The sequence below is a fragment of the Paenibacillus tengchongensis genome (assembly GCF_008973665.1).
GTDB classification, from domain to species: domain Bacteria; phylum Bacillota; class Bacilli; order Paenibacillales; family Paenibacillaceae; genus Paenibacillus_AQ; species Paenibacillus_AQ tengchongensis.
In genome coordinates this window covers 23687-47751 of the sequence record NZ_WACP01000003.1, presented here as the reverse complement: position 1 = coordinate 47751, position 24065 = coordinate 23687, and the positions used below count along the sequence as shown (strand labels likewise).

At 49.3% G+C, this 24065-nt stretch carries 24 protein-coding genes; 11 read left to right on the top strand and 13 right to left on the bottom strand.

The genetic code is table 11. The features are described from left to right. Window positions 1-250 precede the first annotated feature (250 nt). Window positions 251-1159, top strand: a complete 909-nt coding sequence (locus F1381_RS05925; RefSeq protein ID WP_151733911.1) for a sulfurtransferase — start codon at window positions 251-253, stop codon at window positions 1157-1159. Window positions 1160-1353: 194 nt separating this feature from the next. Here the strand turns inward: F1381_RS05925 and F1381_RS05920 are convergent, their stop codons facing one another. Beyond that, window positions 1354-2877 (bottom strand): copper amine oxidase N-terminal domain-containing protein, encoded by a 1524-nt coding sequence (locus F1381_RS05920; protein WP_151733910.1) that lies wholly within the window; start codon window positions 2875-2877, stop codon window positions 1354-1356. 230 nt (window positions 2878-3107) lie between these two features. Here F1381_RS05920 and F1381_RS05915 point away from each other — a divergent pair, with 230 nt between their 5' ends. From F1381_RS05915 to F1381_RS05900, 4 genes are all read left to right on the top strand, one after another. Then, window positions 3108-3557 (top strand): helix-turn-helix domain-containing protein, encoded by a 450-nt coding sequence (locus F1381_RS05915; RefSeq protein WP_151733909.1) that lies wholly within the window; start codon window positions 3108-3110, stop codon window positions 3555-3557. Then, window positions 3520-4011: a GyrI-like domain-containing protein gene (locus F1381_RS29230; protein WP_151733908.1), complete on the top strand. Its 492-nt coding sequence runs from the start codon at window positions 3520-3522 to the stop codon at window positions 4009-4011. Before F1381_RS05915 ends, F1381_RS29230 begins: the two co-directional genes overlap by 38 nt. After that, a complete protein-coding gene (locus F1381_RS05905; RefSeq protein ID WP_151733907.1) occupies window positions 4001-4645 on the top strand; it encodes a class I SAM-dependent methyltransferase in 645 nt (214 codons plus the stop codon). The genes F1381_RS29230 and F1381_RS05905 overlap by 11 nt, the downstream gene beginning before the upstream one ends. A 93-nt stretch (window positions 4646-4738) precedes the next feature. After that, window positions 4739-5497: a Crp/Fnr family transcriptional regulator gene (locus F1381_RS05900; protein WP_151733906.1), complete on the top strand. Its 759-nt coding sequence runs from the start codon at window positions 4739-4741 to the stop codon at window positions 5495-5497. Between the two features lie 8 nt (window positions 5498-5505). Here F1381_RS05900 and F1381_RS05895 read toward each other — a convergent pair whose 3' ends face one another. Beyond that, window positions 5506-6558 (bottom strand): hypothetical protein, encoded by a 1053-nt coding sequence (locus tag F1381_RS05895; RefSeq protein WP_151733905.1) that lies wholly within the window; start codon window positions 6556-6558, stop codon window positions 5506-5508. Between the two features lie 157 nt (window positions 6559-6715). Between F1381_RS05895 and F1381_RS05890 the strand changes: the two genes are divergently transcribed. The 3 genes from F1381_RS05890 to F1381_RS05880 all read left to right on the top strand — a co-directional run bounded on the left by F1381_RS05890 (window position 6716) and on the right by F1381_RS05880 (window position 12149). Continuing rightward, on the top strand, window positions 6716-6970 hold the full coding sequence (locus tag F1381_RS05890; RefSeq protein WP_151733904.1) for a sulfurtransferase: 255 nt from the start codon (window positions 6716-6718) through the stop codon (window positions 6968-6970). Between the two features lie 1173 nt (window positions 6971-8143). Further along, window positions 8144-9526: an NADP-specific glutamate dehydrogenase gene (gene gdhA, locus F1381_RS05885; protein WP_425495250.1), complete on the top strand. Its 1383-nt coding sequence runs from the start codon at window positions 8144-8146 to the stop codon at window positions 9524-9526. A gap of 328 nt (window positions 9527-9854) precedes the next feature. Further along, window positions 9855-12149, top strand: a complete 2295-nt coding sequence (locus tag F1381_RS05880; protein WP_151733903.1) for a preprotein translocase subunit SecA — start codon at window positions 9855-9857, stop codon at window positions 12147-12149. 86 nt (window positions 12150-12235) lie between these two features. Here F1381_RS05880 and F1381_RS05875 read toward each other — a convergent pair whose 3' ends face one another. Beyond that, window positions 12236-12838: a sensor domain-containing protein gene (locus F1381_RS05875; RefSeq protein WP_187355217.1), complete on the bottom strand. Its 603-nt coding sequence runs from the start codon at window positions 12836-12838 to the stop codon at window positions 12236-12238. A 339-nt stretch (window positions 12839-13177) separates the two neighbouring features. On the opposite strand from F1381_RS05875, the gene F1381_RS05870 reads away from it, so the two are divergent. Further along, window positions 13178-14431: an MFS transporter gene (locus F1381_RS05870; protein WP_151733901.1), complete on the top strand. Its 1254-nt coding sequence runs from the start codon at window positions 13178-13180 to the stop codon at window positions 14429-14431. A gap of 77 nt (window positions 14432-14508) precedes the next feature. Here the strand turns inward: F1381_RS05870 and mnhG are convergent, their stop codons facing one another. The 10 genes from mnhG to F1381_RS05820 form a co-directional block, all read right to left on the bottom strand. After that, complete coding sequence (gene mnhG / locus F1381_RS05865) at window positions 14509-14892, bottom strand: monovalent cation/H(+) antiporter subunit G (RefSeq protein ID WP_151734225.1); 384 nt, start codon at window positions 14890-14892, stop codon at window positions 14509-14511. Next, entirely contained in the window at window positions 14867-15124 is a 258-nt protein-coding gene (locus F1381_RS05860) for a Na(+)/H(+) antiporter subunit F1 (protein ID WP_343043389.1), read from the bottom strand. Before F1381_RS05860 ends, mnhG begins: the two co-directional genes overlap by 26 nt. A gap of 32 nt (window positions 15125-15156) precedes the next feature. Then, window positions 15157-15609, bottom strand: coding sequence for a Na+/H+ antiporter subunit E (locus F1381_RS05855; protein WP_343043388.1), 453 nt, complete (start codon window positions 15607-15609; stop codon window positions 15157-15159). 33 nt (window positions 15610-15642) lie between these two features. Continuing rightward, window positions 15643-17121, bottom strand: a complete 1479-nt coding sequence (locus F1381_RS05850; protein ID WP_151733898.1) for a Na+/H+ antiporter subunit D — start codon at window positions 17119-17121, stop codon at window positions 15643-15645. Next, the gene (locus F1381_RS05845) at window positions 17118-17453 is read right to left on the bottom strand and encodes a Na(+)/H(+) antiporter subunit C (RefSeq protein ID WP_151733897.1); all 336 of its coding nucleotides are present in this window, start codon (window positions 17451-17453) and stop codon (window positions 17118-17120) included. Before F1381_RS05845 ends, F1381_RS05850 begins: the two co-directional genes overlap by 4 nt. Further along, window positions 17453-20323: a Na+/H+ antiporter subunit A gene (locus tag F1381_RS05840; protein WP_151733896.1), complete on the bottom strand. Its 2871-nt coding sequence runs from the start codon at window positions 20321-20323 to the stop codon at window positions 17453-17455. Before F1381_RS05840 ends, F1381_RS05845 begins: the two co-directional genes overlap by 1 nt. A 66-nt stretch (window positions 20324-20389) precedes the next feature. After that, window positions 20390-21025 carry a universal stress protein gene (locus tag F1381_RS05835; RefSeq protein ID WP_246187921.1) on the bottom strand — a complete coding sequence of 212 codons (636 nt, stop codon included), beginning with the start codon at window positions 21023-21025 and terminating at the stop codon, window positions 20390-20392. Window positions 21026-21146: 121 nt separating this feature from the next. Continuing rightward, window positions 21147-22127, bottom strand: coding sequence for a phosphotransferase enzyme family protein (locus F1381_RS05830; RefSeq protein WP_151733895.1), 981 nt, complete (start codon window positions 22125-22127; stop codon window positions 21147-21149). Between the two features lie 150 nt (window positions 22128-22277). Further along, window positions 22278-22643, bottom strand: coding sequence for a hypothetical protein (locus tag F1381_RS05825; RefSeq protein WP_151733894.1), 366 nt, complete (start codon window positions 22641-22643; stop codon window positions 22278-22280). 137 nt (window positions 22644-22780) lie between these two features. Then, a complete protein-coding gene (locus tag F1381_RS05820; protein ID WP_246187920.1) occupies window positions 22781-23416 on the bottom strand; it encodes a carbohydrate-binding protein in 636 nt (211 codons plus the stop codon). A 95-nt stretch (window positions 23417-23511) separates the two neighbouring features. Here F1381_RS05820 and F1381_RS28145 point away from each other — a divergent pair, with 95 nt between their 5' ends. Both F1381_RS28145 and F1381_RS28140 read left to right on the top strand, forming a co-directional pair. Then, entirely contained in the window at window positions 23512-23661 is a 150-nt protein-coding gene (locus tag F1381_RS28145; RefSeq protein WP_187355216.1) for a hypothetical protein, read from the top strand. A gap of 229 nt (window positions 23662-23890) precedes the next feature. Further along, window positions 23891-24058: a hypothetical protein gene (locus F1381_RS28140; protein ID WP_187355215.1), complete on the top strand. Its 168-nt coding sequence runs from the start codon at window positions 23891-23893 to the stop codon at window positions 24056-24058. Window positions 24059-24065: the final 7 nt, after the last annotated feature.

The following is a 24065-nucleotide window of genomic DNA, read 5'->3' as shown; positions in this document are numbered from 1 at the left end:
CAGGCTGCGCAGGTCCCCCTGGACGGATGCGCAGCCTGCTGCTATCCTTACTGGCTGGGCTGCTGTTTTCTTGTATACTTGTTCGTTTACATAGTATAACTGTTACCACTACACTCTTAAGACAAGAGATTCATCTGCCGAGACCCGGCGCCATCGCGATCCCTCCCTCCGGACCTGATTTTGCTCGGCTTAAGAAAAGTTATCCGCTATAATATACATCATATTGAAATAAGCAAAGGATGGGATTGTATTGGACGCAACTGTATCGAAACGCTGGCTATTGGCCAGGCTCTATGAGCCGGAGCAGACGATTGTGGATTGCCGCTTTACGCTCGGTAAGCCGGATGCCGGCCGGGAAAGCTATGGACAGGAGCATATTCCCGGCGCGGTGTATCTCGATTTGGAGACGGACCTGTCCGCTCCGGTCTCTGAGCATGGGGGACGCCATCCGCTGCCGGACCCGCAGACCCTTGCAGCACGCTTGTCGAAGCTGGGAATCGGCAACGATACGCGTATCGTTGCCTATGACGACGAGAGCGGCATGAACGCCGCCCGGCTATGGTGGCTGCTGCGCTACCTCGGGCATGAGCAGGTGTACGTGCTCGAAGGCGGGTTCAGCGCCTGGAGAGCGGAGAAATATCCGGTGACGGATCACCAGCCCGTGCGGGTGCCGAGCACTTTTACGGCAAGAGTTCAGCCGCAGATGCTGGCGGGAATGGAGGAGGTACGTGAAGTGTCGCGGAAATCAGTGAAGACCGGGTCCGATGGTTCCGGTTCCCTATTCGAGTCCGCTGTTAGCTCCGGTACCCATGCCTCCGCCCTGCCCGTCCTGCTCGACTCCCGCGCGAACGACCGTTACCGGGGGCTGAACGAGACCCTGGACCCAGTCGGCGGGCATATTCCCGGCGCAGTCAGCTACTTCTGGAAAGACGCGTTGAATGCCGACGGCAGCTACAAGAGCGCTGAGCAGCTTAGCGAGCATTTCACTGGCCTTGACAAGGAACGTGAGATTATCGTCTACTGCGGCTCCGGCGTCACGGCCTGCCCGAATGTGCTGGCATTGGAACGCGCCGGTTTCAAGAATGTTCGCCTGTATGCGGGGAGCTGGAGTGACTGGATTTCGTACGAGGGGAATCCGGTTGCTACCGGGGAAGTGTAAGAGTTACGAGAGATTTGTATAAACAATAAAAAAGGACCGAACCGGAAAATCTATAATCTGCCTGGTTCAGTCCTTTTTGGCTTTTTGCAAACAAACTGCAAACAAGTATAATGAAGAAATATTTATCATTCACCTTGAAACTGGCTTTCGAACAACTCTATATTCCTTACGCATGAAGGAATTCATATCTTAAATCAGATGGGAAATAAACTTTCACCAGATTCAACGTGTATCCCAGTCAACGTTATTTTCCCATTTATGTTAAGGAACCTGAATTCAACGTAAAACTGGTGCTTTATGGGTGAATCAATTTTATTTATATATCCAATTATTTTTTCCTCTCCAGGCACTAACGTGGCTTCTCCAAATATACCTTTATACGTTCCACCGGAACTTATGAGGTTAGATCTTATATCGATCGCCTTTAGCGATGCAGCTATTTTATCCAACTCTGCTTTGCTTAGAGAATTCAGGGTTCCCAATTCTGTCTTGGAGAATTCCCTTATGCTATCTTCCTTATAACTGCCGATGGGGCTTACATTCTTTGAAACGATCTCTTTAAACTTCGCCAATCCTGCTTCAGGGTCAGAATAATATAGTCCGTATGCATTAAACACTTCAATTGCTAACGGTTTTAAGTATGCTGACTTAAGCCCACTGTGAGCTGTAGAACTTAAAACTAAAGGTTCATGAGAAATAGCCACCGCTTCAAATTCATCTATGGTAGAATAAAAAGGATTAAAACTTAAAACACCACGTTTTATCACCTTATTGGATTTAAGCGAGGGCTTAAGCGGATCGAATTTATAATCCTTTAAACTTGTAGGTACGACATCTGGATTGTAAACACGAACAAGCAAATCATTCTTGTTTCCTTTTTCAGACGCTATAGTCAAGTACTGCGTCCTCTTTAAATCGTAGGTTTTCATGGAATACCAAGCGTATACAGGGTCAGAATCGGAAACTAACACACTTTCTATCATGCTTCGGATAATTCCTCGACCGAACTTATCTGCGAGAATGTTGTCTAATTCACGTATTCTTTCTTCAGCAAATTCGCTCACATCTAAGTACACCTGAGCTTCGATTTTTTCACTAACGTTCTTTTCTATATATAGATAATACTGCTTCGTAAGATCTATTGTAGATCCTCCCGGCGATACTCCTTCGCGATCAACCCAGTTTTCTTCTTCGTATGCTCTAAAAAAATTTATCCTTGCCCATGAGGCTTTTTCTTCTTCACTTGGTCCATTATCAGTCATTGTGATTAGTCCGGTAGCTTTATCATACTTTACGGTGTAATTTAAAGCTTGTCCAATATAAACTGCGGGTACATAAATCGAACCGTTTTTATTGATAGGAGCTGTGTCCATTTGATACACCTTGTAATTAGATGCATAATAATTTTTTCCGACTTTAAAAATGATTCCCCAATAATCAATGCCAGTTTGCACTGAATTTGGGTCAATCTCTTTTGGAACGAGAAATGTGGCCTCCTTTTTATCGCTATCCCAAGCTAGTTTTATATTGAGCGCCTTTTGGACCAGACTTAGTGGAAGCTGTAGTCTGTTGGAAGAATCTACGAACGGCGCAGGATTATTAATTTCAATCTTCTTCCCGTCCACTTCCAGAGAAAACTTAGTTGCTGCACTTGCAATACTTATTGCTGAAGTACAAATTAAACAAAACATCACTAATATAGAAATCAACTTCTTCACTTACTCTTCCCCCAGTTATGTATTCTTATCAGATCATGGCAGTTTGTCTTTAACCTGACTGTATCATTGTACCACAACTTATTTGGTAAAGTTCCCCTTAGGGCGGAAACACGTTACTGCCCTCGTACCAACACTTGACAGTTAACTGGATTACCGTGAAAAGCAGCAATTCAACAAGAAAAATCAGGACAACTCCACTGTAGCCTATTACTCTTAACAAGAGGTGATTTATGGGATATTACACTTATATTCGGGATACCATCGATTTCATTGAAGAACATTTGTGCGAGCAGCTTTCCTTAGAACTCATTTCTGCCAGACTCTCCTTTTCCCCTTATCACTTTCATAGAGTTTTCCATTATCTCACTGGCATTGCCGTTATGGAGTATGTCAGAAAGAGGCGGTTGTCCCTATCGGTGGTTTGGCTGGCGAGCACGGATGAGAGCATTATTGATATTGCTTATAAACTTCAGTATCAATCTCCCGAGGCGTTCACAAGAGCATTTAAGCGAAACTTTGGATTAAGTCCCAGCGAATGCAGAGTAAAAAAGACGTATGATCATTTAAAAATTCTGGAAAGATTGGGGGAGCATCATATGACAGCAATGGAATTTAAAGGAGATATAGAGATGCAGCCTATTAATGCGATTAAAACCCGAGTTCAAGTTTATAGGTTATGAGCTGGATACATCAAAAAGTAAAACAACCATCCCTGAATTTTGGAACATGTATCTTAGTAATGACTGGCCCAGTACAATTCCTAACTGGATTGATCCTGCAAGATGGATCGACTTGGGAATATGTCATAACTGGAAGGAGGACGGGAGCTTCAAGTATCTTTTGGGAATGGAGGTAACAAGCTTCGATAATGCTCCGAGCGGAAGTGTTTGCAGAACATTTTCTTCCGCCACATACGCCATTTTTACGACCCCACAAGTTCCGCGGGATGTTTTAGTCTCCTCAATCAGCAAGTCTTGGGATTATATAGTTAAGGTGTGGTCGTATCAATCCGAATATGAAATCGCCGAAGGTCCGCAGTTTGAGCTGTATGATGAACGTTGCCAAGCGCATATCGATAGTCAAATAGACATCTACATACCTGTAAAAAGGAAGGCGAGTTTCAGTGAACAGTAGAAAGGATGTGCTTGATCTGAACGCTTACGATGAAGTTTGCCAGTGGGAAAGAACGGAAGCCGTTAAACTCTTAGGTCACTGCGGGCTTGAGGCAGGAATGACCGTTATGGATATTGGGTGTGGATTTGTACACTATACGATACCGGCAGCGATTGCCGCTGGACCAAATGGAAGCGTAATCGCTATAGAGAAGTTGAAAAAGATTATTAAGCACGCCGGGAGACGACTAGACGAAGCGGGTTTAACGAATGTGGAATTGATGAATACGAATCATCTAGGCTTACCAGATGCCGTGCAAAACCAGATTGATTTTCTGATGATGTACGACGTCATTCACCATTCGCCAAGGAGTGAACTGCTCGAAACTGTAGTTCGATGTTTGAAGCAGGATGGTATTCTTTCATTCCTCGCGTTCAAAGATCTCAGTGGTTATAAGACCTCCTTGTTTGAGGTGTTCTTAAAGGAAGTTATTGAAGATATAGAAGCCTCCGGGTTTACGCTGAAGAGTGAAATACCATTGGGTGGTGTGCATTTTGATCATTTTCACAGCAGCTATCATTGGAAGCGATACGGTGAGGTCCGTCTGGCCTCCCTTGAACGAGGCACTGTGTATAATTTCGTGAACACAAAATAGTCAATCTGTGATCTCCTCTACTGACTGTTGTAACAGATGGCCCCATAATAATAGATAAGTTAAATATCCAAAATAACCTCATGAAGGCAGTGTATGCAGATGTTTAATTCTATTCTTGATACTTCTTTGTTTAATGAAATTCATCCACCCGATAAAAATGATGTATTATCCAGGTTTTCAGAGCGTACATACCCAAAGGATAAAGTTCTCTTTTGGCAGGGTGATCCGGGCAATGAAATGTATGTAATTAAATCAGGGTCGCTAAAAATCTTCCGTCAATCTGAAGATAAGGAGTTAATACTCGGCCATCAATTCCCCGGTGAGACAATTGGTGAATTAGAGGCTATTCATAACAATAATTCCCGTTTAGCATCAGCGGCAACGCTTGAAAAGACTACGCTTTGGGCGATTCAAAGATCAGAGCTGGATGAATTGATAGAGGCTTATCCTCAAATTCTTCGAAAGCTTTTCTATGTTGTGAGTGAACGACTAGACCAAGCAGACCGCAAACTAGAGTACTTAGCCTTCCTTTCGAGCAAAATCCGGATCGCCAACCTGCTGCTTGATCTACATTCTAACTTTGGAGTAGCGGTAAAGGAAGGATACTTAATCAACTGGAAGACTACTCATCAGCATATGGCACATATGATTGGTGTAAGCCGCGAATCAGTAACGATAGGCATACAAGAACTGCAGGCCAGACATATCATTTCCATACGAAATAAATACATAACGATTAACAATTTACCAGCCTTAAAACAACTAGCACAGGACGAGGAAGTTGCGACTCATACTCGCGAATGGCATCCCTCTTCGTCCTTCAAGTGTAGGTCTACTCTCACTAATGAGTAAGCACTAAGCTATTCGAAGCTACCGGAATACTTAGCCTCATAAAGTTTAATATTTTTATTTACAACATCCAGGTATGCTTGGCCTTCATTCACTTTTTTCCACGCCGCAGTTAGTTTATTAATATTCAAAGGATTTTTATACAAAGCATCCTTGAACATGTTATAACCCTGAAATTGGATTTCAAGGCCTTTAATATACATGGAGTGAATGTCATGTAACTGATGATTCGGCGCCTCTATTTTTTTCATAAGACTAATAAATTTAGTGAAGTTTGGAATAACAACGTTATTATAGGATATATATGCTTGCTTTCGATTTTCCTCTGTAATTGGATTGTACTTTTTAATTTCTGCCACAGCATTATCTCGGTATACGTTATTTATAAGGAGCATGGATTTAAATCTATTAAGTTCCTTTATTTTCATCGGACTATAATCATCAAATTTAATCAAAAGATCATATTCTTTGGTATAAGCATCCCATAGCTTTAACATATTATTGTAGTAAACTTCTGCCTCATCCAGTTTTTCGAATCCAGCAATAATGTCACTCTTTTTGAAGTTTGTTTTACTTAAAGTATCCCGAATTTTAATGAAGCCATCTAGTGTTGTATCTAAATAAAGAATATAAGTATCATTAATTTTTTCAAGTTCAGTGCTGAATATGCTTTTGTTAAAATCATAATCTACATTTAGCTGTTGGAAATACTCTATATAATTAGGGATAATTATCGAATTGTAGTCGCTATATGCTTGCAGACGATTCTTTTGGGTAATTGTATCTTTACTATATTTACTGGCTACTTCTTTAACAGTATCTAAGTAATCTACATATTCAAACACTATTTTCTTATATTGATTTAATTCCTCTGCGGCGTGCATTGATTCATCATATTTTTTTGCTGATGCTTCTTTTTCTGCTGATTCTTCTTCATCTAGCTCAACAATAATAGGCATGTAGTTAGATTCTGTATTTGGCAAGTTATTCTCTGCCGATGCGTATACTGGTAAATAATTCGAGCACAATACTATTAATGCAACCAACACAACGCTTCTTCTCATAAGATGTTCCCCCGATTAATTTGTTTTATCGTTCGTACAGTAACAAAGCACTTCTTCATCCCTCGAACATAGTACTACTTTACGCTCCTTACTTCTGTGTGCCAGCTAACAAAACAAAAAGCAACTTCGGTCTTAGAGCCGAGAGTACGACGAGACCATGGATAAGAAGGCCGGGCACATTCCCGGTGCGCTCAACTACATCTGGAAGGATACGCAAGACGCAGAGGGCAGCTATAAGAGCGCTGAGCAGCTTGCGGAGCATTTTGCCGGACTGGACAAGAATTGCGGGATCATAACCTACTGCGGCTCCGGCGTCACGGTCTGCCTGAACGTCTGGCGCCGGAGAAGGAGCAATGTGGATGTATGCAGGGGCTGGAGTGACTGGAGTTCTTACGGGGATAACCCTATATAGCTTCGGGAGTAAAGTAACCCCAAGAGCCCGCGCCTGGCTGAACATTGTATTCGATTGTTCGCATACATTTCAGCCTTTTCCCCCCGCAGCAGCACAATATATTCGATTTTTCGCATACACCTGCCCCGTTTACCCCCGCAGCCGCACATTATATTCGATTTTTCGCATACACCTGCCCCGTTTACCCCCGCAGCCGCACATTATATTCGATTTTTCGCATACATTTGCCCCGTTTACCCTCGCAGCCGCACAATATATTCGATTTTTCGCATACATTTGCCCCGTTTACCCTCGCAGCCGCACATTATATTCGATTTTTCGCATACATTTGCCCCGTTTACCCCCGCAGCCGCACATTATATTCGATTTTTCGCATACATTTCCCCCGTTTACCCTCGCAACAGAACATTGTATTCGATTTTTCGCATACATTTGCCCCGGTTCCCCTGCGGCTCCGGCGTCGGCATGTCCAAATGTGCTGGCACAGGAGCGCGCAGGGTTTGTACATTCAGCACTGTGGTCTCTCCTCCACTAATATCCATGATGACGGACTTGTTGTCCCGATAATCTTTAGTAATGAGCCTATCAAATCTAGTCTAATATCCCAATCCGGGTGGATCACACAAACATATGATATGGTGTAAAAATTATTGGGAGGTAATGAAAAATGAGCAGAGTACACAGATCCCATTGTTGTATTCCAAAAAAACCGATCAGAAAGTGTTTCGTGAAGAAAGAAATTGTAAAAAAATACGTCACCGTCAGATATGATCCTAAAATCGAAAGCTGTTGTACCACTAAAACAAAATTAGGTTGTAAGCCCCTTCCCTGCCGCTATGTGCCCTGCAAACCTAAGAGAACCTGCAAATCATGGAAACACCGCGGCAGAAGCTACTAACATCAGGCCGTAAACCCAATCTTTAAAATACACCGCTAAGGAGCCCTTGCACCTAAGCGGTGTATTTTTTTGTGTGCAGTTGTCTTTCGTAACGCTCACTTTTGAACATCCTCCTGCTATAATCTAGCATACAATGTAAGGTTCATAGAACATTTTGATACTCATGCCAAAAAACTTTGATTGGTAAATTCATGTAAGGTTATATAAAATGATTAAAATTCAAATCATATCCGTGCTGCCGGGATTTTACTATCTAACAAGGAGTGTTTGCCAACGTGTCCATCGTACTTAAAGTAACTTCAGAAGCTACCCGCTTAGCAGAGCAATATGTACAGAAAATCTACAGCGAAGTACAATCCCGTGACCCGCAGGAGTCCGAGTTTCACCAAGCCGTCAAAGAATTTCTGGACAGTATCGTCCCTGTGCTCGCCCGGCACCCGCAGTATATGGAGCAGGGAATTCTTGAACGGCTGGTCGAACCCGAGCGCAGCATTTCCTTCCGCGTGCCCTGGGTGGACGATTCCGGCAGAACACGGGTCAACCGCGGGTTCCGGGTGCAGTTCAACAGTGCGATCGGCCCTTACAAAGGCGGTCTCCGCTTCCATCCCTCGGTTTATTTGGGGATCATCAAATTTCTGGGCTTTGAGCAAATCTTTAAGAATTCGCTGACCGGTCTGCCTATGGGCGGAGCCAAGGGGGGCAGTGATTTTGATCCCAAGGATAAATCTGATCAGGAAATCATGCGGTTCACCCAAAGCTTCATGACAGAGCTGTACCGGCACATTGGAGCGGACACGGACATTCCGGCCGGCGATATTGGTGTCGGCGCCCGTGAAATCGGCTTTATGTTCGGGCAGTACAAACGGATTCACGGAGGACATACGGCAGGAGTGCTGACCGGAAAAGGCCTGCTCTACGGCGGCAGCCTGGCACGCAAAGAAGCCACCGGATACGGCTGCGTATATTTTGTACAGGAAATGCTCGCGGCACAGAACACCAGCTTTCAGGATAAACGGGTTGTAGTGTCCGGTTCGGGCAATGTCTCCATTTATGCGATCGAGAAAGCCCAGCAGCTGGGAGCACTGGTCATTGCGTGCAGCGATTCGAATGGTTACATCCATGATCCCCAGGGAATTCATCTGGCTACTGTCAAAAGACTCAAAGAAACCGAACGCCTGCGCATCAGCGAATACGTGAAGGAACACCCCCATGCCGAATATAAGGAGGGCTGTACCGGGATCTGGAGTCTGCCCTGCGATATCGCCTTGCCTTGCGCGACCCAGAATGAGCTGGATCAGGCCTCTGCCCGGCAATTGATTCTGAACGGTGTCCAGGCCATCGGTGAAGGAGCAAATATGCCTACCACCATCGATGCGGTTGAACTGTTCCTGGAAAATGAGGTGCTGTTTGCTCCGGCCAAGGCCGCCAATGCCGGCGGTGTGGCCGTCTCCGGGCTTGAAATGAGCCAAAACAGTATGCGGTTAGCCTGGAGCTTTGAAGAGGTCGATGAGAAGCTGCAGCAGATTATGAAGAACATTTACCGCAGAACCATACAGGCTGCAGAAGAATACGGAGCTGCCGGGAACCTGGTTGCCGGAGCCAACATTGCCGGGTTCCTGAAGGTTGCCGATACGATGCTGGCTCAGGGAATGGTGTAACATAAATAGCCTGCCCAAGCCGGGCGGGATTGAGGGCTGCGGAAGTTTGTCATACGGCAAATTGCCCGCAGCCTTTTTTGGCTTTTTTACAACGAACTCTGGTAGCAGTCTGCCCGATTTTGCTCGAAAACTGCTACTTAATTTCACCTGTATGGGGCTAATTGCAAAACTAGTTAGATAACCTCTCCTCCGGAAAGCTTTGAAGCAGACGCCGCCGCTCCAGTTCTAAACTTCCCTCCACACTCCCATTTTTTTGAATCCTACGGAGGCAGTTCAGCGTAAACTACGTTAAATATGCGTATTCTGCCGAGGAGGGGGTCAAAGTCCTATGAATATGGCCGTCAAGTTGATACATAAGTTCAAAGACCGCGATAATCAAAATATGCTGAAAGTCTATCAGGACAAAGTGGGACTCATCAGGAACCGGAATTTGGAGACATGGGACGACGGACAGCTTCAAGCGGAATCCCTCAGGCTGCAGCAAGAGGCCCATTCAGGTACGCCGCTGGACGAGCTGCTTGTCGACGCTTATGCTTTAGTCTGTGAAACGGCGAAGCGACAGCTCGGATTACAGCCTTACGATGTTCAGATTATGGCTGCCATCGCTCTGCACGAGCAGTATTTGGCCGAGCAGTATACAGGCGAAGGCAAGACACTCTCTGCCGTGATGCCCGCTTATCTGAATGCGCTGACCGGAAAAGGTGTTCATGTATTGACCTTTAATGATTATTTGGCCGACCGGGATGCAGCGTGGATGGGACCGGTCTACCGTTTCCTGAGGTTAACGGTGAGCCCGGTTCAAGCGGGCATGAGCCTGGCCGATAAGCGGGAAGCGTACGCCAAGGACATTACTTATGTTACAGCCAAAGAAGCGGGATTCGATTATTTACGCGACTCCATCGTCCTAAGCGCAGATGATACCGTGCATCGTCCCTTTCACTATGTCATCGTCGACGAGGCGGATTCACTGCTTCTCGACGAGGCGCGGGTGCCGCTGGTCATCAGCGGTGATTCGGCCGCATCCGGGAGCGCTGACATTCGTTTCGCGGAGGTGGCCCGGCAGCTCAAGCAAGCAGAGCATTACGAATTCGACGAATTCCAGCGGAACGTTTACTTAAATGAAGCAGGCGCTGCGGAAGCGGAAGCGCTGCTGGGCTGCGGCAATATGTACGAAGACCATAACAGTCATTTGCTGACGTCGCTGAACTGCGCGCTGCATGCGGAAACGTTGTTAAAGAAGGATGTCGATTACATCGTCCGGGACGGCAAAATCGAGCTGATCGAAGAATATACCGGGCGCGTGGCGGAGAACCGTTATTTGCCAGACGGGCTGCAAGCCGCGCTTACGGCCAAAGAAGGGCTGCACTCTATAGCCGGCGGAAGAATCCTCGGGACGATTACCATACAACACTTTATCAGCCTGTACCCGCAGATTTGCGGTATGACGGCTACCGCACACGTTTCCGCGGGGGATTTCGAAGACATTTATGCGCTGCAGGTGGTGCAAATTCCGCCGAACCGGCCAAACATTCGGATCGACTATCCGCACCGCATTTATACGCATAAAGCAGCCAAGCTTAAGGCGCTCGTACAGGAAATCTCAGCTGTCCATAAGACGGGACGACCCATTCTCATTGGTACATCAAGCGTCGAGGAATCTGCCCTGCTGGCGGAGTCACTGGCGGCTGCAGGCGTGCCCTGCCATGTTCTGAATGCGAAGAACGACGCGGAAGAAGCCGGGATTATTGCCAAGGCCGGAGTAACCGGCGCCGTGACGGTGTCTACGAATATGGCGGGGCGCGGCGTCGACATCCGTCTCGGCGGCGGCGATCCTGTGCAAGCAGAGGCCATATTCGGGCTGGGCGGATTGTACGTGATCGGCACCCATGTGAACGAAAGCCTGCGGATCGACGACCAGCTGCGCGGGCGAGCGGGCCGGCAGGGCGACCCGGGAGCTTCCGTATTCTACGTAAGTCTGGAGGATGAGCTGCTGCTCCGCTTCGGCATCCATACAGCAGTCCGCGCTTCCAGACGGGATGAGGCTTTGGAAGAGCCGGCGCTCCTCCGCCAGCTCGCAAGTATTCAGCGGATGGTTATGGGCCAGAATTTCGATATTCATAAGGAACTGAACTGTTATTCGGATATGGTGGAGGATCAGCGGCGAATATTATACGCGGAGCGGCTCCGCATCCTGAAAGGCGAGCAACCGATGAGCCCTGCAGAGCAGCGGGTGCGGCTCTATTATATCGACGAGTTCTGGGCGGACCATCTGGCATACGTCTCCTACCTCCGCGAAGGCATTCACCTGGAGAGCCTGGCCAGCCGCAATCCGGTCGACGAATTTCATACGCAAATCACCGCAGCCTATGAGCAGCTCCCGGCTAAAATCAACAGCGCGGCGGAGATGATGCTGGAGAAGCTTGGAGGCTCAAATGACCCGGCGGTGTGGGACAAGTTCGGCCTGAGCAGCCCTCCTTCCACCCGGACGTATATTATCAGCGATCAATATATTCAGAATAAGCGCAGTTCCTGGACCGGAACGACTGTAGTGGCTTATTATCTTAGTAAGATTGTGAAGCCGGTCGTGAGGCTGTTATTCAAGGCTAAATACGGTCCGGTGTAGCCCCAAGGCGAAGCGTTGACTCCGCAACACAAAATACATCGCCGATGCGTATCATCCGCTTGGCGATGTATTTTTTCGTACGTTTATTAACTTTGAATGGAATACGGCTGCCCTTCCTCATCAGCTACGAAGAGCATTCTGCGCTGCATATCCATCAGCCTGCGAATGACATAATTTCCGATCATGCCAACAATAACCCCTGCTGCCATATAAGAAATATATTGCTGGGTTTGAGTCCAGTCAATCTGGAACAGGGCAAATACACTGTTCTCCAGAATATTCAAATCCATCGTTCGCAGAAAGATCTGATGCAGCACAGGGAGTGTTATCAGACCCAGTGAAGCGGCTACCATCGTTATGGACAAGGTGAAGAAGACGATGCTGGATACGAACCGGCCAAGGATCAGCATGAGATTACGTATAAACTGCTCAGCCTCAAAACCCATCATCATCCGTTGCCAGAAGCCAGCTCTCTCCACTTGTACAGGTGCTCCGCGCTCTTCATGGTGTACAGGGATACCCAGGAGTGATCTCATCTGGTCTTGCTCAAACCGTACGATGTAATCCATTCCCTTGGCTACTGCAAAAAACAGCGGAATGCCAATGAACACGGGAGTTAACCCGATGGATATGGCCAAACCTGCAACCATAAACACGAAATAAATGATGGTGACCGGAAGCGAAATCATAAAATACAAAAGGCTCCGATACATTTTGGGCTTTGTTCTGCGTTTAGCCGGTTTGGATGGTGATTGTGCATAAACCGGCATGGAATCCGGCATTCCGCTCCGCATGGCATATATTTCTTTATTCATTTCATTGAACCTTCCTCTCACGATTTCAATTAATCAACATTATACGTGGCAAAATGAAGAGCCAACACCGTCCCGCGACCGGAGTCTACCCAGACCAAAGGCCAGCATGCTTTAGGAAGGACCGGCGCCGTCCCGATGTTGACAATATCCTCTAATTATCATTTAATAGTCTGAGCTCTAATTACTTCTAATGTCGACCTGGAGGATATCCTAATGGCAAAACCTTTGTTCCCCCGGCTGCAGGGAAACAGCCGGGGCTGCTTGGCCTTTGAACCCTTTTTCCTGATTCCGTTCAGCATGTTCTCGACGTATGCCACCCTGTATATGTACGAGCTTGGACTGACGGAGCTCCATATCGGCTGGATCACCACGATCGGGCTGATCGTGCAGGTCATCTCCTCTTTGCTCAGCGGGTATTTGACGGACCGGATGGGCCGCAAACGGGCGATTATCATTTTTGACCTGTTAAGCTGGAGCCTGGCTACGTTATTATGGGCATTCTCGCAGAACCTGTGGTTCTTTGTTGCGGCTGCGGTCATCAACGGCTTCCAGCGCGTGCCGCATATCGCCTTCTACTGCCTGATCGTCGAGGACACCCGTCCGAATGACCGGACTTATGTATTCACATTGCTGCAGATTATCAGCGTTATTGGAGGATTGTTCGCGCCGCTCGGCGGACTGCTGGTTAACCAGTACGGAATGGTACAGGGCATGCGGATCATGTATGTACTTGCTTTTCTATTCATGACCTTTCAGTTCGTGGGACGTCATCTGACGACCCGGGAGACCGAAGCCGGGATCCGTAAACGCCAGGAAACGCGGGAGCTGGGACTGAGGCAGATTATGACCGAATATGGCGGCGCTTTCCGGGAATTGTGGGCGGACAGCAATTTGCTGCTGATCTTCGGGGTGTATATTCTGTTTAACTTTCAGGCGACACTGAAGTCCACCTATCTCTCACTGTATATGGCGGATTATTTGCACCTGGACAGCGGCATCATTTCTCTCTTTCCGGCGGTTTCCTCTGTAATTATGCTGCTGACGCTTTGGCTGCTCATGCCCAAAATTCCCGAGCACAGCGCCCACCGTTCCATGATGGCAGGCTTCGGCCTCTCGGCCCTGTCCAATGTGATGCTGGTGCTATATCCTTCGGCCAGCCTGCTCTGGGTCGGGCTCAGTACGATTCTGGCCGCCGTGGGCCTGATGATCAGCTCACCTTATCTGGAAGCTGCCGTACAGAACGCCATCGACGACGATAAGCGGGCCAAAGTGTTCTCCATGCTGTCCGTACTGATTCTGCTCTTCACGGCACCGGCTGGCATCATTGGGGGCTGGGCATACAAGCTGGACCCGCGGATTCCCTTATGGCTCGTTACCGCAGCGTTTGCTGCCTCCTACATGATGCTGCATCTTTACCGCAGACGGATAAACCGGAATGGAGATGCAGCGCAGCATGCTTCGATTTGAAGGTTTTATTGCAAAAATAACAGGGATGTCCTTCAAGCCCATTCAAGGCTTGAAGACATCCCTGTTTCTTGTATTATCTATGAGGATGAGGGTTCTGTCTCCGTCCGCTCCTTCTCCAGTACCTCTTTCAAATCATCCTGTATCCGGCGGTTCCACAGCGGAACGCCTGAACGGTAAGCCGCCCGGCTGGTCAGATGTGCGGCCAGAGGGGAGGTCATAAATACGAAGACGATCCCGAGCAGCAGCTTGGCACTGATGAAGTCCAGGAAAAAGGCAAAGTACAGAAATGCCCCGCTCAGTACGCATAATACGCCCAGCGTAGCGCTTTTGGCTGCGGCATGCGACCGTAAGTAGACATCCGGCAGGCGGATAAGTCCTACAGAACTGGCGGCGCTGAGCAGGGCGCCGGTCAAAATCAGCAGTGCGAACAGCAGCTCAGCGATCATCTTGATCGTTTCCATATTCAAGCACCACTCCCCTCTCAATATATCGTGCCAGTGCCATCGTTCCCACGAATGAAAGAATTCCAATCAACAGAATATATTCAATAAAAGCCTGAGTCTTAAACAGCACCGAAAGAACGGCCACCATCGCCAGCAGATTGATTCCGATGGTATCCAGCGCTGCGACTCTGTCGGGAAGCGAAGGGCCCTTGACCAGCCTCCAGGCGCAGATTGCAATGGAAATCACCATGATAGATACTGAAAGCATGAGTATTATTTGTATCATTTACGGGACACCTCCATTATCGCACGCTCAAACGTATTGCGGATACTATCTCTGAATTGTTCAGCATCCCTGATATCCATCGCATGGATGTACAGTGTCCGGTTATCCTTTGAGACCTCCAGCACCACCGAACCCGGATTCAGACATAAGATTGTGATAAGTATGGCGACCTCCCAATCCGACTTCAGCTCTGTATGATACATCAGTATCGCCGGACGGATATCAAGCTTGGGCCTTAGCACCGCCTTCACCACCACATAACTGGAGACGACTAGCTCCCGCAGCAGCAAAACGGCAAGCTTGATGATCGCCCAGCCTCTGCCGAGATACAGCCGTCCGCTAAAGAACCGCCGCAGCCCGAACAGCACGCAGATACCGAGCAGGTACCCGACGATGAAGCCGGATGCGGACCAGTCATTGAACAGGAACATCCACAGCAACGCTATCATGAAATTCAATAAGATTTGAAAGGCCATATTCATCTACTCCTTCATGACAGCGTTAATGTATTGTGCCGGATCGGCCAGAACGGTACCCGCCTGAACTACATATCCATTCACCGTTTCGGCGCCTACACCCATCAGTATGATGAGAACGAACAGGACGGCAGCAGGGGCCATCATCGCCTTGTAACGTAAGGGATGAATCTCTTCTTCTCCCCTTTCGCCTCCCCAGAACACTTCCTGGAACACTTTAATCAGCGAATACAAGACAACGAAGCTGGAAGCCAGCGCGATCAGGGATAACGCCACCTGAAGCTCCCCGAAGCCGCTGCGGATCATCATGACCTTGCCGGCAAAGCCGCTGAGCGGAGGGACACCTACAAGCGCCAGTGCCAGGATAAAGAACATCCATCCCAGCCACGGATAATGCCGGATCAGACCCCCCATCTGCTTCAGCTGCTCCGTTCCGGTGACGGCTACAATCAATCCCCCGATGAAGAACAGCAGCGCCTTGGCGACCATATCGTGCATCAGATAGAAGACTACCCCATTCAGCGAATCCCCGGTGGCAAGTGAAATCCCAAAGGCAATAAAGCCTACGCTGATAACAATGTTATAATTAAAAATCCGGCTTAAGTCCTGATAAGCCAGTGCGCCGAGGGCGCCCAGTATCATGGTTGCTCCGGCCATCCAGCCGATCATCGTATGGGTCAGACCCGGATCGTGGACAAAGATCAGCGAGAAGGTGCGGGCGATGGCATACAACCCCACTTTGGTCAGGAGCGCACCGAACACAGCTCTGACGGCAAACGGAGGAGCACTGTAAGAGTCCGGCAGCCAGAAGAACAGCAGCAGGCCTGCTTTGAGCGAGAATACCAGCAGCAGCACCACCGCAAAGACGTTCATGACGCCGCCCTGCCCGGCCTCCGCCACACGCATTGCGAGATGCGCCATGTTCAGCGTTCCCGTCGCTGCATACAGGTAGGCGATTGCCGCTACGAACAAGGCGGAGGAAATCACATTGACGAGAATATATTTTAGCGTCTCGCGCAATTGAACCTTCGTTCCGCCCAGCACGATCATGGCATACGAGGCCACCAGCAGCACTTCAAAGCAGACGAACAGGTTAAACAGGTCTCCCGTAAGGAAGGAGCCGGACACCCCGGTCAGCAGGAAATGAAAGAAGGTGTAGTAATAATAACGCTCCCGTTCTTCACCGATCGAGGCAAAGGAAAAGAACAGTCCGGCCGCCCCTACGACCGCCGTGGTCAAAACGAGCAGCGCCGCAAACATATCGGCGACGAAGACAATCCCGTAAGGCGGCATCCAGCCTCCCATAAACAGCGTTTGAATCCCGTCTGTCTTCACTTGGTACACAATGATTAGAGCAACAGCGATATTCAAGAATGCACTGACTGCGCTGATTATACGCTGCAGAGCGATCCTGTCTTTCAGAAATATCAAGATCACTGCCGTAACGGCAGGAATAAGCAAAGGCAGCACCAGCAGATTATTCATCGTCTCTCCCCCTTGCTTCCTTCCACATCATCCATACCCGCCGAGCGGTATGCCCGGTATGCCAGGACGATGAAGAATGCGGATACGCCAAAGCTGATTACGATGGAAGTAAGGATCAGCGCCTGCGGCAGTGGATCGACATACGTCTCCGCTTTCTCGCCAAGCAGCGGGGCAGCGCCGGTCTTCAGACCGGCCATGGTCAGCAGCAGCAGATGAACGCCGTGCGTCAGCAGTGTCGTTCCCAGAAGGATGCGGAGCAGGCTCTTGGACAGGACCAGATACACACCCACAGTAAACAAGACACCGATCGCCAGGGCAATAAGCAGCTCCATTATCTATCCCTCCCGATCGTAAAGATAATATTCATCGTCACACCGATAACCGACAGATATACTCCCAGATCAAACAGCATCGCCGTGGTAAGCTCTGTCTTCCCCATAATCGGCAGCTCGTAATATCCGAACGCCTGGCTAAGAAACGGAACATCGAACACAAACGAACCGATACCGGTCAGAAAGGCGATCAGAATTCCGACTGCGATTAATTTACGGTAATCAACAGGAAGAACCTTCTCCACAAACTCGGGGCCGAACGCAATAGATAGCAGCACCAGGGCCGCCGCAGCCATCAATGCACCGATAAAGCCGCCTCCGGGCTGGTTATGTCCGGCAAAGAATAAATACAGGGAGAACGTAATGATAATTACGAACGCCACCTTGGCAACGGACTGCAGTAATACATCGTTGCTGCGGGCATAGCGCGGCTTGTTGTCGAGCAGCACAGTTTTAAGAGGGGCGGGCCTATGATCCGCTTCAAGCTGCAGCTTAATCATAGAATAGATGGCCAGCGAAGCGACCCCCAGCACCGTGATTTCAAACATCGTATCAAAGCCGCGGAAGTCCACCAGCAGGACATTGACGATATTTTTGCCGCCGCCCAGCTTATAGCTGTTCTCCGTGTAATAGCTCGAAATAGACTCGAACGGGCTGCTGCCGAGCGCGGCCAGAGCAACAAGCGTCATCGTTGCGCCAAAGCCGATGGAGATGATCAGCTTCGGCAGCTTCACCCGGAATTTGACCTTTTCGCGCGTCAGCCGCGGCAAATGCCGGAAGCAGAGCAGGAACAGCGTCACCGATACCACTTCGACGATCATCTGCGTCAGCGCCAGATCGGGTGCACGGAACAGAATAAAGAGCAGCGTTACCATATACCCTACCATTCCTGTCAGCAAGATCATCGAGATTCTGGACTTGGCGAATGGAATGGCCAGCGCTCCGGTCAGCATGACCAGTACAGCCACTACTTCAAAGAAAGAAATCGGGGCATATTCCCCTTGCCCGAACACCAACCCATCCGTGTACCACATCGTTCCGCCTACGATGGCAATGAACAGGACGAAGATATACATCAGGTAATGGCGCATGGAGCCCGTCATATAGATGTTTGTAACCGCACGGGACAGGTTCTCCACCAGCCGGAGGCTGCCGTCATAGACCTGATTCAGGCTGTAGCCTCTGCCTCCGCCCCATTCTCTGTCGACGAGGCTCAGGCGGCCGTAAACGCGGTAAACGATAATCCCCAGGATGATAACGCCGAGTGTCATCCACACTTCGGGTGTAAAGCCGTGCCAGAAATAAATATTAACGTAAAACGGATGGTCCGCCGCGATTTGCGGATGAATGGCATTCATACCCGGAACAATCAGCGTCTTGGACAGCATATTCGGGAACAACCCGGTGATCACGGCCAGCAGCGCCAGCAGGACCGGGGACAGCAACAGGCCGAACGGTGCCTCATGCGGCTTCTTATCCAGCTTCTCCGGCTGGTATTTGCCGAAAAAGGTCTGAAAGACCATGATCATGCTGTAGGCAAAGGTAAAGATACTGGCGATCCAGGCCAGAACCGGAAAGATGGTAAACAGCCACTCTGTATTGAGAATGTCCAGCTCCCTGATCTTCAGGACAGCCGTAAAGAACATTTCCTTACTAAGAAACCCGGCAAACGGCGGCAGGCCCGCCATCGAAAAGCTGCCGATCATCGCAATAGTGAAGGTTACCGGCATCAGCGACACCAGTCCCCCCAGCTTGCGGAGATCGCGGGTATTTGTCTCATGGTCGACAATGCCGACCACCATAAACAGTGAGCCTTTAAATACGGCATGATTAAACAAATGGAAGAGAGCCGCTGTCGTTGCAGCGGTATAGTAAACAGCCTCTTCACCGGTATAGAATGAAGCCGCCGATCCCATTCCCAGTAATCCCATAATCAGTCCCAGCTGACTGATCGTTGAATAAGCCAGTAGAGCCTTCAGGTCCGTCTGCTTCATCGCCTGGATCGATCCATAGATCAAGGTGATCAGGCCGACACCCGACACAATCCAAAACCACTCATGTTGGCCCGAGAATACCGGACTGAAACGCGCGACTAAATATAAACCGGCTTTGACCATGGTCGCCGAATGCAGATACGCACTGACCGGAGTAGGTGCTTCCATGGCATCCGGCAGCCAGATATGAAACGGAAACTGGGCCGATTTCGTGAAGGCGCCCAGCAGAATCAGGAGCATCGCAGGCACAAAGAGCGATTGTCCGCTGATGTCGCCGATCTGGCTCCAAATCTCGCGGATGCTGAACGTGCCGGTCATTACATAGAGCATCAGAAAGCCGGCAAACATCGCCAGTCCGCCAAATACTGTGATCAGCATCGATTTCAGGGCGCCGTAGCGGGATTTCTGCCGCCGGTGCCAGAACGCGATCAGGAGAAAGGACGACACGCTCGTCAGCTCCCAGAAGCCGTACAGCACCATAAGATTATCGGACAGTACCACGCCCAGCATCGCCCCCATAAATAAGAGGAGATATACATAAAACGGGGTTAATTCTTCCTTGCGTTTATCGAGATAGTAAATGGAGTAGATAATGACCAGTGTTCCCATCCCTGTGATCAATAAAGCAAACAGCAAACTTAATCCATCCAGGTGAAACACCAGGTCAATGCCAAGGGACGGAATCCAGGATACGGACTCATATCCGGATTCCCCTCCCTTTATTACTGTAATCCGGGTCAGAAAGTAAACAAACAACAGAAGCGGTCCGGCAAGGATCAGCCATCCCCTGTGGAGTCTGGGCAGCTTCCCGCGTAGAAGCGCTATCAATAGGGCCAGCAGAAACGGGACAAGAACGGTTACATGCAGCAAAGGCAAGCCTCCTTTTCCATTGGTCATATGAAGTTGTGAACTCTGGTACTTACTCCCGAAGGAAGAAACCGACTATAGCGGATCGGTCAAGGTTCCTTCGCAGATGTGCAGATATCTCGCTTTACCATCTTGCTCAATTCTGAACAGTCCATTCTCGAATTCCGTGTGCAGCTCGTGGAAATATTTTCCCTTTATATAATCAGCACCTTCCGGTTCGTCGCTGAGCTGGTACACGTCGCCACTCTTGACCAGATAGGCAATGACACCTTCCTCATGCGTCTGCTCCAGACCGGCACGCATCCGCTGGACAGCGACGACATGCAGATCCATCATCTTCATTTTGCTGATCAGCTCATTGACAAAATTGCGTTTGGTCAATTCCTGCCACAATGTCTGGGCCGACTGTCCGATGATGACTTGGGTCACTTCCTTCTCTTCAGCGGCCTCAACGATCACATCCGTTGTCTTGCGGCCGCGGCGCTGGCGGACCATAAACTCGGCGCCGGCCTCTTCGGCAAGGCGCTTCCAGACTGTCATGAACATCTCTTTGCTGTGATTGTATTCATCGCTGTCCGAACTCTCCACATTGAGCACGTACAGCGGAGCCCCAATCAGCTCGGAGAGTTGGATACCACGCCGGATCAGGCGCTCCCCGTGCGGACCGTAATGAACACATACCATAATCTTTTCCTTGTGTATGACCTTCAACCTCCTGTAAACACGGGTAAGAAATACAAAGGGAGCCTACTGGCGTTAGGCCCCCTTTTGTTGTTCTAAACCCTAAAATGTTATATATAAATTATAACTATTCTAATCCTGCTTGTAAAGTTTACGAACAGTGTGAATTCACAATTCTCATCATTTGTGCAGCGCTTGCCGACAATTCCCCGAGGTCCGCAGACAACAGCTTGACTTGTTCCCTCAGCACCTGTGCTCCGTCTGTTCCCTCAAAAAAGCGGCTCGTAAAATGCAGGAACACATCGACCTTCCTTAGCACCATCAGCGCCGGGATAGCCTCTAATTCGGCGCCGGAAAGCTGAACCTGCCCGCTGAAGCCTGTCCAGAAATCACGGACAACGGCTTCTTCTGCACCATGGCCCACCAGCCCGGATAAAATAACCGCAGGCTCCATTACCCGCAAATCCCAGGTGCAAAACTCAAAGTCAAGCAGTGCCGCCACTAGGGTGTGATCATCGCTCTTTACCAGCAGATTGGAGGCATTCAGATCCCCGTGTACCAGCTGATGCGGCAGCTCTGCCAGCCCGGAGAGCGAATCTGCAAGCTCAGTGTAGGCTTTATACAGGATTTCCAGTTCCGCCGCTAAATCGGCCAGGGCTTGCGGTGGGTTCAGGCAAAGCTCCCGGACCGACGAGTCTGTACATAGCGGATAAGCTTCCCTGAGCTCATAATAGGGCCGGTAGACCGGCGGCTTGTCCGTATGAATGGTTGCCAGGACCTGTGATAGTATGCCCGCCGCTGAGCCTAATGACTCATAGAACCTCTCGTCCTCTTCTCCAGGAGAATCGCCTTCGATGTAGCGAAATAAACAGGCATATTTGCCGTTCTCCAGCTGCACCAGGGTTTCTCCGTCGACCGCCGTTATCGGAAGCGGTGTGCCGAAGGGCAGCGACAGCCCGGCCAATTGCTGCAGCACGGTATGCTCAAATCGGATTTTGTCCATGTCCCGGTGAGTATTATAGATCCGCAGCACAGCCCGGTTGTCTCCGCTGCCGACAATATAGGTCGTATTATTCCACCCTCCGCTCCGCTTCTGCAGCGTTCCGCTCCATTCCGGCCAATGCCGGTTCACATAGGCTTCCGTAGGCTTATGCCCCTTTCAAGGTTGTCTTGTACAACAGCCATTGTAAAATCAGTGTCCAGTGCTGTCAATTCGGCATCCTTCCATTCCGAACATCAAAAAGAGAAGGTCCGAAGACCTTCTCTGAGGATAAACAAAGGGTTAGCCTTGTTTAGGCAAACTCTGCAGATATGCATCCGCTTCTTCATAGGTGGGATAATGCACGGCAAACTGTCCAAACAGCCGCTTCATCTGCATTTTCCAAACCGGTGAATTGGCCACGTAGACCCATCCGCCTACACCCTTGGCAACAGCGAGATCGCCTGTAGGAGCAAGCTTAGCAGCAACCTCGGGAGACAGGATAGAAGGCGAGCCTGTTACGTCGGTCACTCCTGTGAATCCCGGCTTAAGCTGGTTCATTGCTTTTTCGAAATCGGAAATGTAGGATGGAACATCCTCTTCGGTAAGACCGAAAGCTTTGACTACCACCTGATTCTTTTGAACATTTACTTCCATTGTGTAAGGCATGCTGATTCCTCCAAGTAATCCAAGTATGTATGGTGCAGATTCAACAGAATCTACAACCCTATTATCGGATGTTCTTTAGATATAATTGAGATTATAAGAAATAATATTCTATTTGTTTGATTATTTGATGATTACTACTAGATGAACTTGAACCAGTTCAGATTGAACAGGTAGCCGCTGGAGCCTGTAAATTTCAAGTAGACCTGATGTGTACCGGTCGCACCGCTCAGCGTGCCCGTCTTGGTCACCCAAGTCTGCCAGCCTCCGGTTCCCGTTACAGGTACGGTTCCAATCAGTGTACCTGTCGGGCTGTCCAGTCTGATCTCTATGCTGCCCCCGGCAGTGCTGCAGGCCACTCTGGCTTGGAAGCTGCTGGCTCCGTTACTCCCGAAGTTCACATTGTTAAACACGAGATAGTCGCCGTTCTCGATATATCCGACGTTCTGGCCGCCTTCCGTGCTGATTTCATTCTTCTGCACGCCGGACATGGAGGTGTAATTCTCGGCTTCGATCATCCCGCAGGTGTCGTACACCTGGGTTCTAAGCCAATCGGCAGCGCTGAGTGTCACTTTGGAAACTCCGGCATACTGGCTTACCACAGAGACTACACTGGATAACGGGAATGTTGTGTAGGCATAGGGCAGACGTTCGCTGGTGCCGTAGAAGAAGGTGAACGGAGCCGACGGCGGATTGGACTTGCTCATATTCTCCACTCCGAGAATCGAAGAGGACCAGGCCCATTGCCCGATGGTCGATTTGTTGAACCACTTCACGCCCCTGTAAATAAGTTCACGCCGTTATTGTCCCAGCTGCTTCCGGTGTAAGAGGTTCCGCTGCTGTTCGTGACCGTTGAATTCACAATCAGGCTGTGGTTGAGTGCGTTTTTGAACAACACATCAAACGGAGCATTCATATTGCCCGTATCGCCCCCCTGCCGCTCGGCTCCAAGCTGCGGCTCATTGACCGCAGAATAGACATTGGTATCCGCCGCAATGGAGAACTTGCAGTGGTCAATTGAGTATGTGGCTTATCATTTCACAGAGCCCCTTACCTGGAAGCTCTGGCCGCTGAATTTTGCGTCAGCAAATATTATATTTCCCGCATCTTCTCTGAAAGCATCAGATGAACTTCAGGAATTACCTCGCCATGCTGGCGGAGGGAAAGGATTTTATCGGGGATTTAAAAGCGCTCCGGACCAACCGCCGGGCCTTGGAGACATCGGGGTAAGTCTGATCTCCGGTACACTGATGACCGGGGCAGAGCAGAATTACCGGCCGGCGCTTCACGCCGCCCATTGGCAGACCGTGTCCGCTTTAGCCTCCGGGCGTCTGATCGAAGCATCTCAATCCGGCCATATGATTATGTATTCAGAGCCTCAGCTGATCGTCGATGAGATTATCCGGATGATCCACTGACCGTAGA

Bases quoted from the DNA above. Each gene is read 5' to 3' on its own strand.
- F1381_RS05915 (WP_151733909.1), top strand. From the start codon at position 3,108: ATGGGATATTACACTTATATTCGGGATACCATCGATTTCATTGAAGAA.
- F1381_RS29230 (WP_151733908.1), top strand. From the start codon at position 3,520: ATGCGATTAAAACCCGAGTTCAAGTTTATAGGTTATGAGCTGGATACA.
- F1381_RS05900 (WP_151733906.1), top strand. From the start codon at position 4,739: ATGCAGATGTTTAATTCTATTCTTGATACTTCTTTGTTTAATGAAATT.
- F1381_RS05895 (WP_151733905.1), bottom strand. From the start codon at position 6,558: ATGAGAAGAAGCGTTGTGTTGGTTGCATTAATAGTATTGTGCTCGAAT.
- F1381_RS05890 (WP_151733904.1), top strand. From the start codon at position 6,716: ATGGATAAGAAGGCCGGGCACATTCCCGGTGCGCTCAACTACATCTGG.
- F1381_RS05880 (WP_151733903.1), top strand. From the start codon at position 9,855: ATGAATATGGCCGTCAAGTTGATACATAAGTTCAAAGACCGCGATAAT.
- F1381_RS05875 (WP_187355217.1), bottom strand. From the start codon at position 12,838: ATGATTTCGCTTCCGGTCACCATCATTTATTTCGTGTTTATGGTTGCA.
- F1381_RS05870 (WP_151733901.1), top strand. From the start codon at position 13,178: ATGGCAAAACCTTTGTTCCCCCGGCTGCAGGGAAACAGCCGGGGCTGC.
- mnhG (WP_151734225.1), bottom strand. From the start codon at position 14,892: ATGGAAACGATCAAGATGATCGCTGAGCTGCTGTTCGCACTGCTGATT.
- F1381_RS05860 (WP_343043389.1), bottom strand. From the start codon at position 15,124: ATGGTGATTTCCATTGCAATCTGCGCCTGGAGGCTGGTCAAGGGCCCT.
- F1381_RS05855 (WP_343043388.1), bottom strand. From the start codon at position 15,609: ATGATAGCGTTGCTGTGGATGTTCCTGTTCAATGACTGGTCCGCATCC.
- F1381_RS05850 (WP_151733898.1), bottom strand. From the start codon at position 17,121: ATGAATAATCTGCTGGTGCTGCCTTTGCTTATTCCTGCCGTTACGGCA.
- F1381_RS05845 (WP_151733897.1), bottom strand. From the start codon at position 17,453: ATGGAGCTGCTTATTGCCCTGGCGATCGGTGTCTTGTTTACTGTGGGT.
- F1381_RS05825 (WP_151733894.1), bottom strand. From the start codon at position 22,643: ATGCCTTACACAATGGAAGTAAATGTTCAAAAGAATCAGGTGGTAGTC.
- F1381_RS28140 (WP_187355215.1), top strand. From the start codon at position 23,891: ATGACCGGGGCAGAGCAGAATTACCGGCCGGCGCTTCACGCCGCCCAT.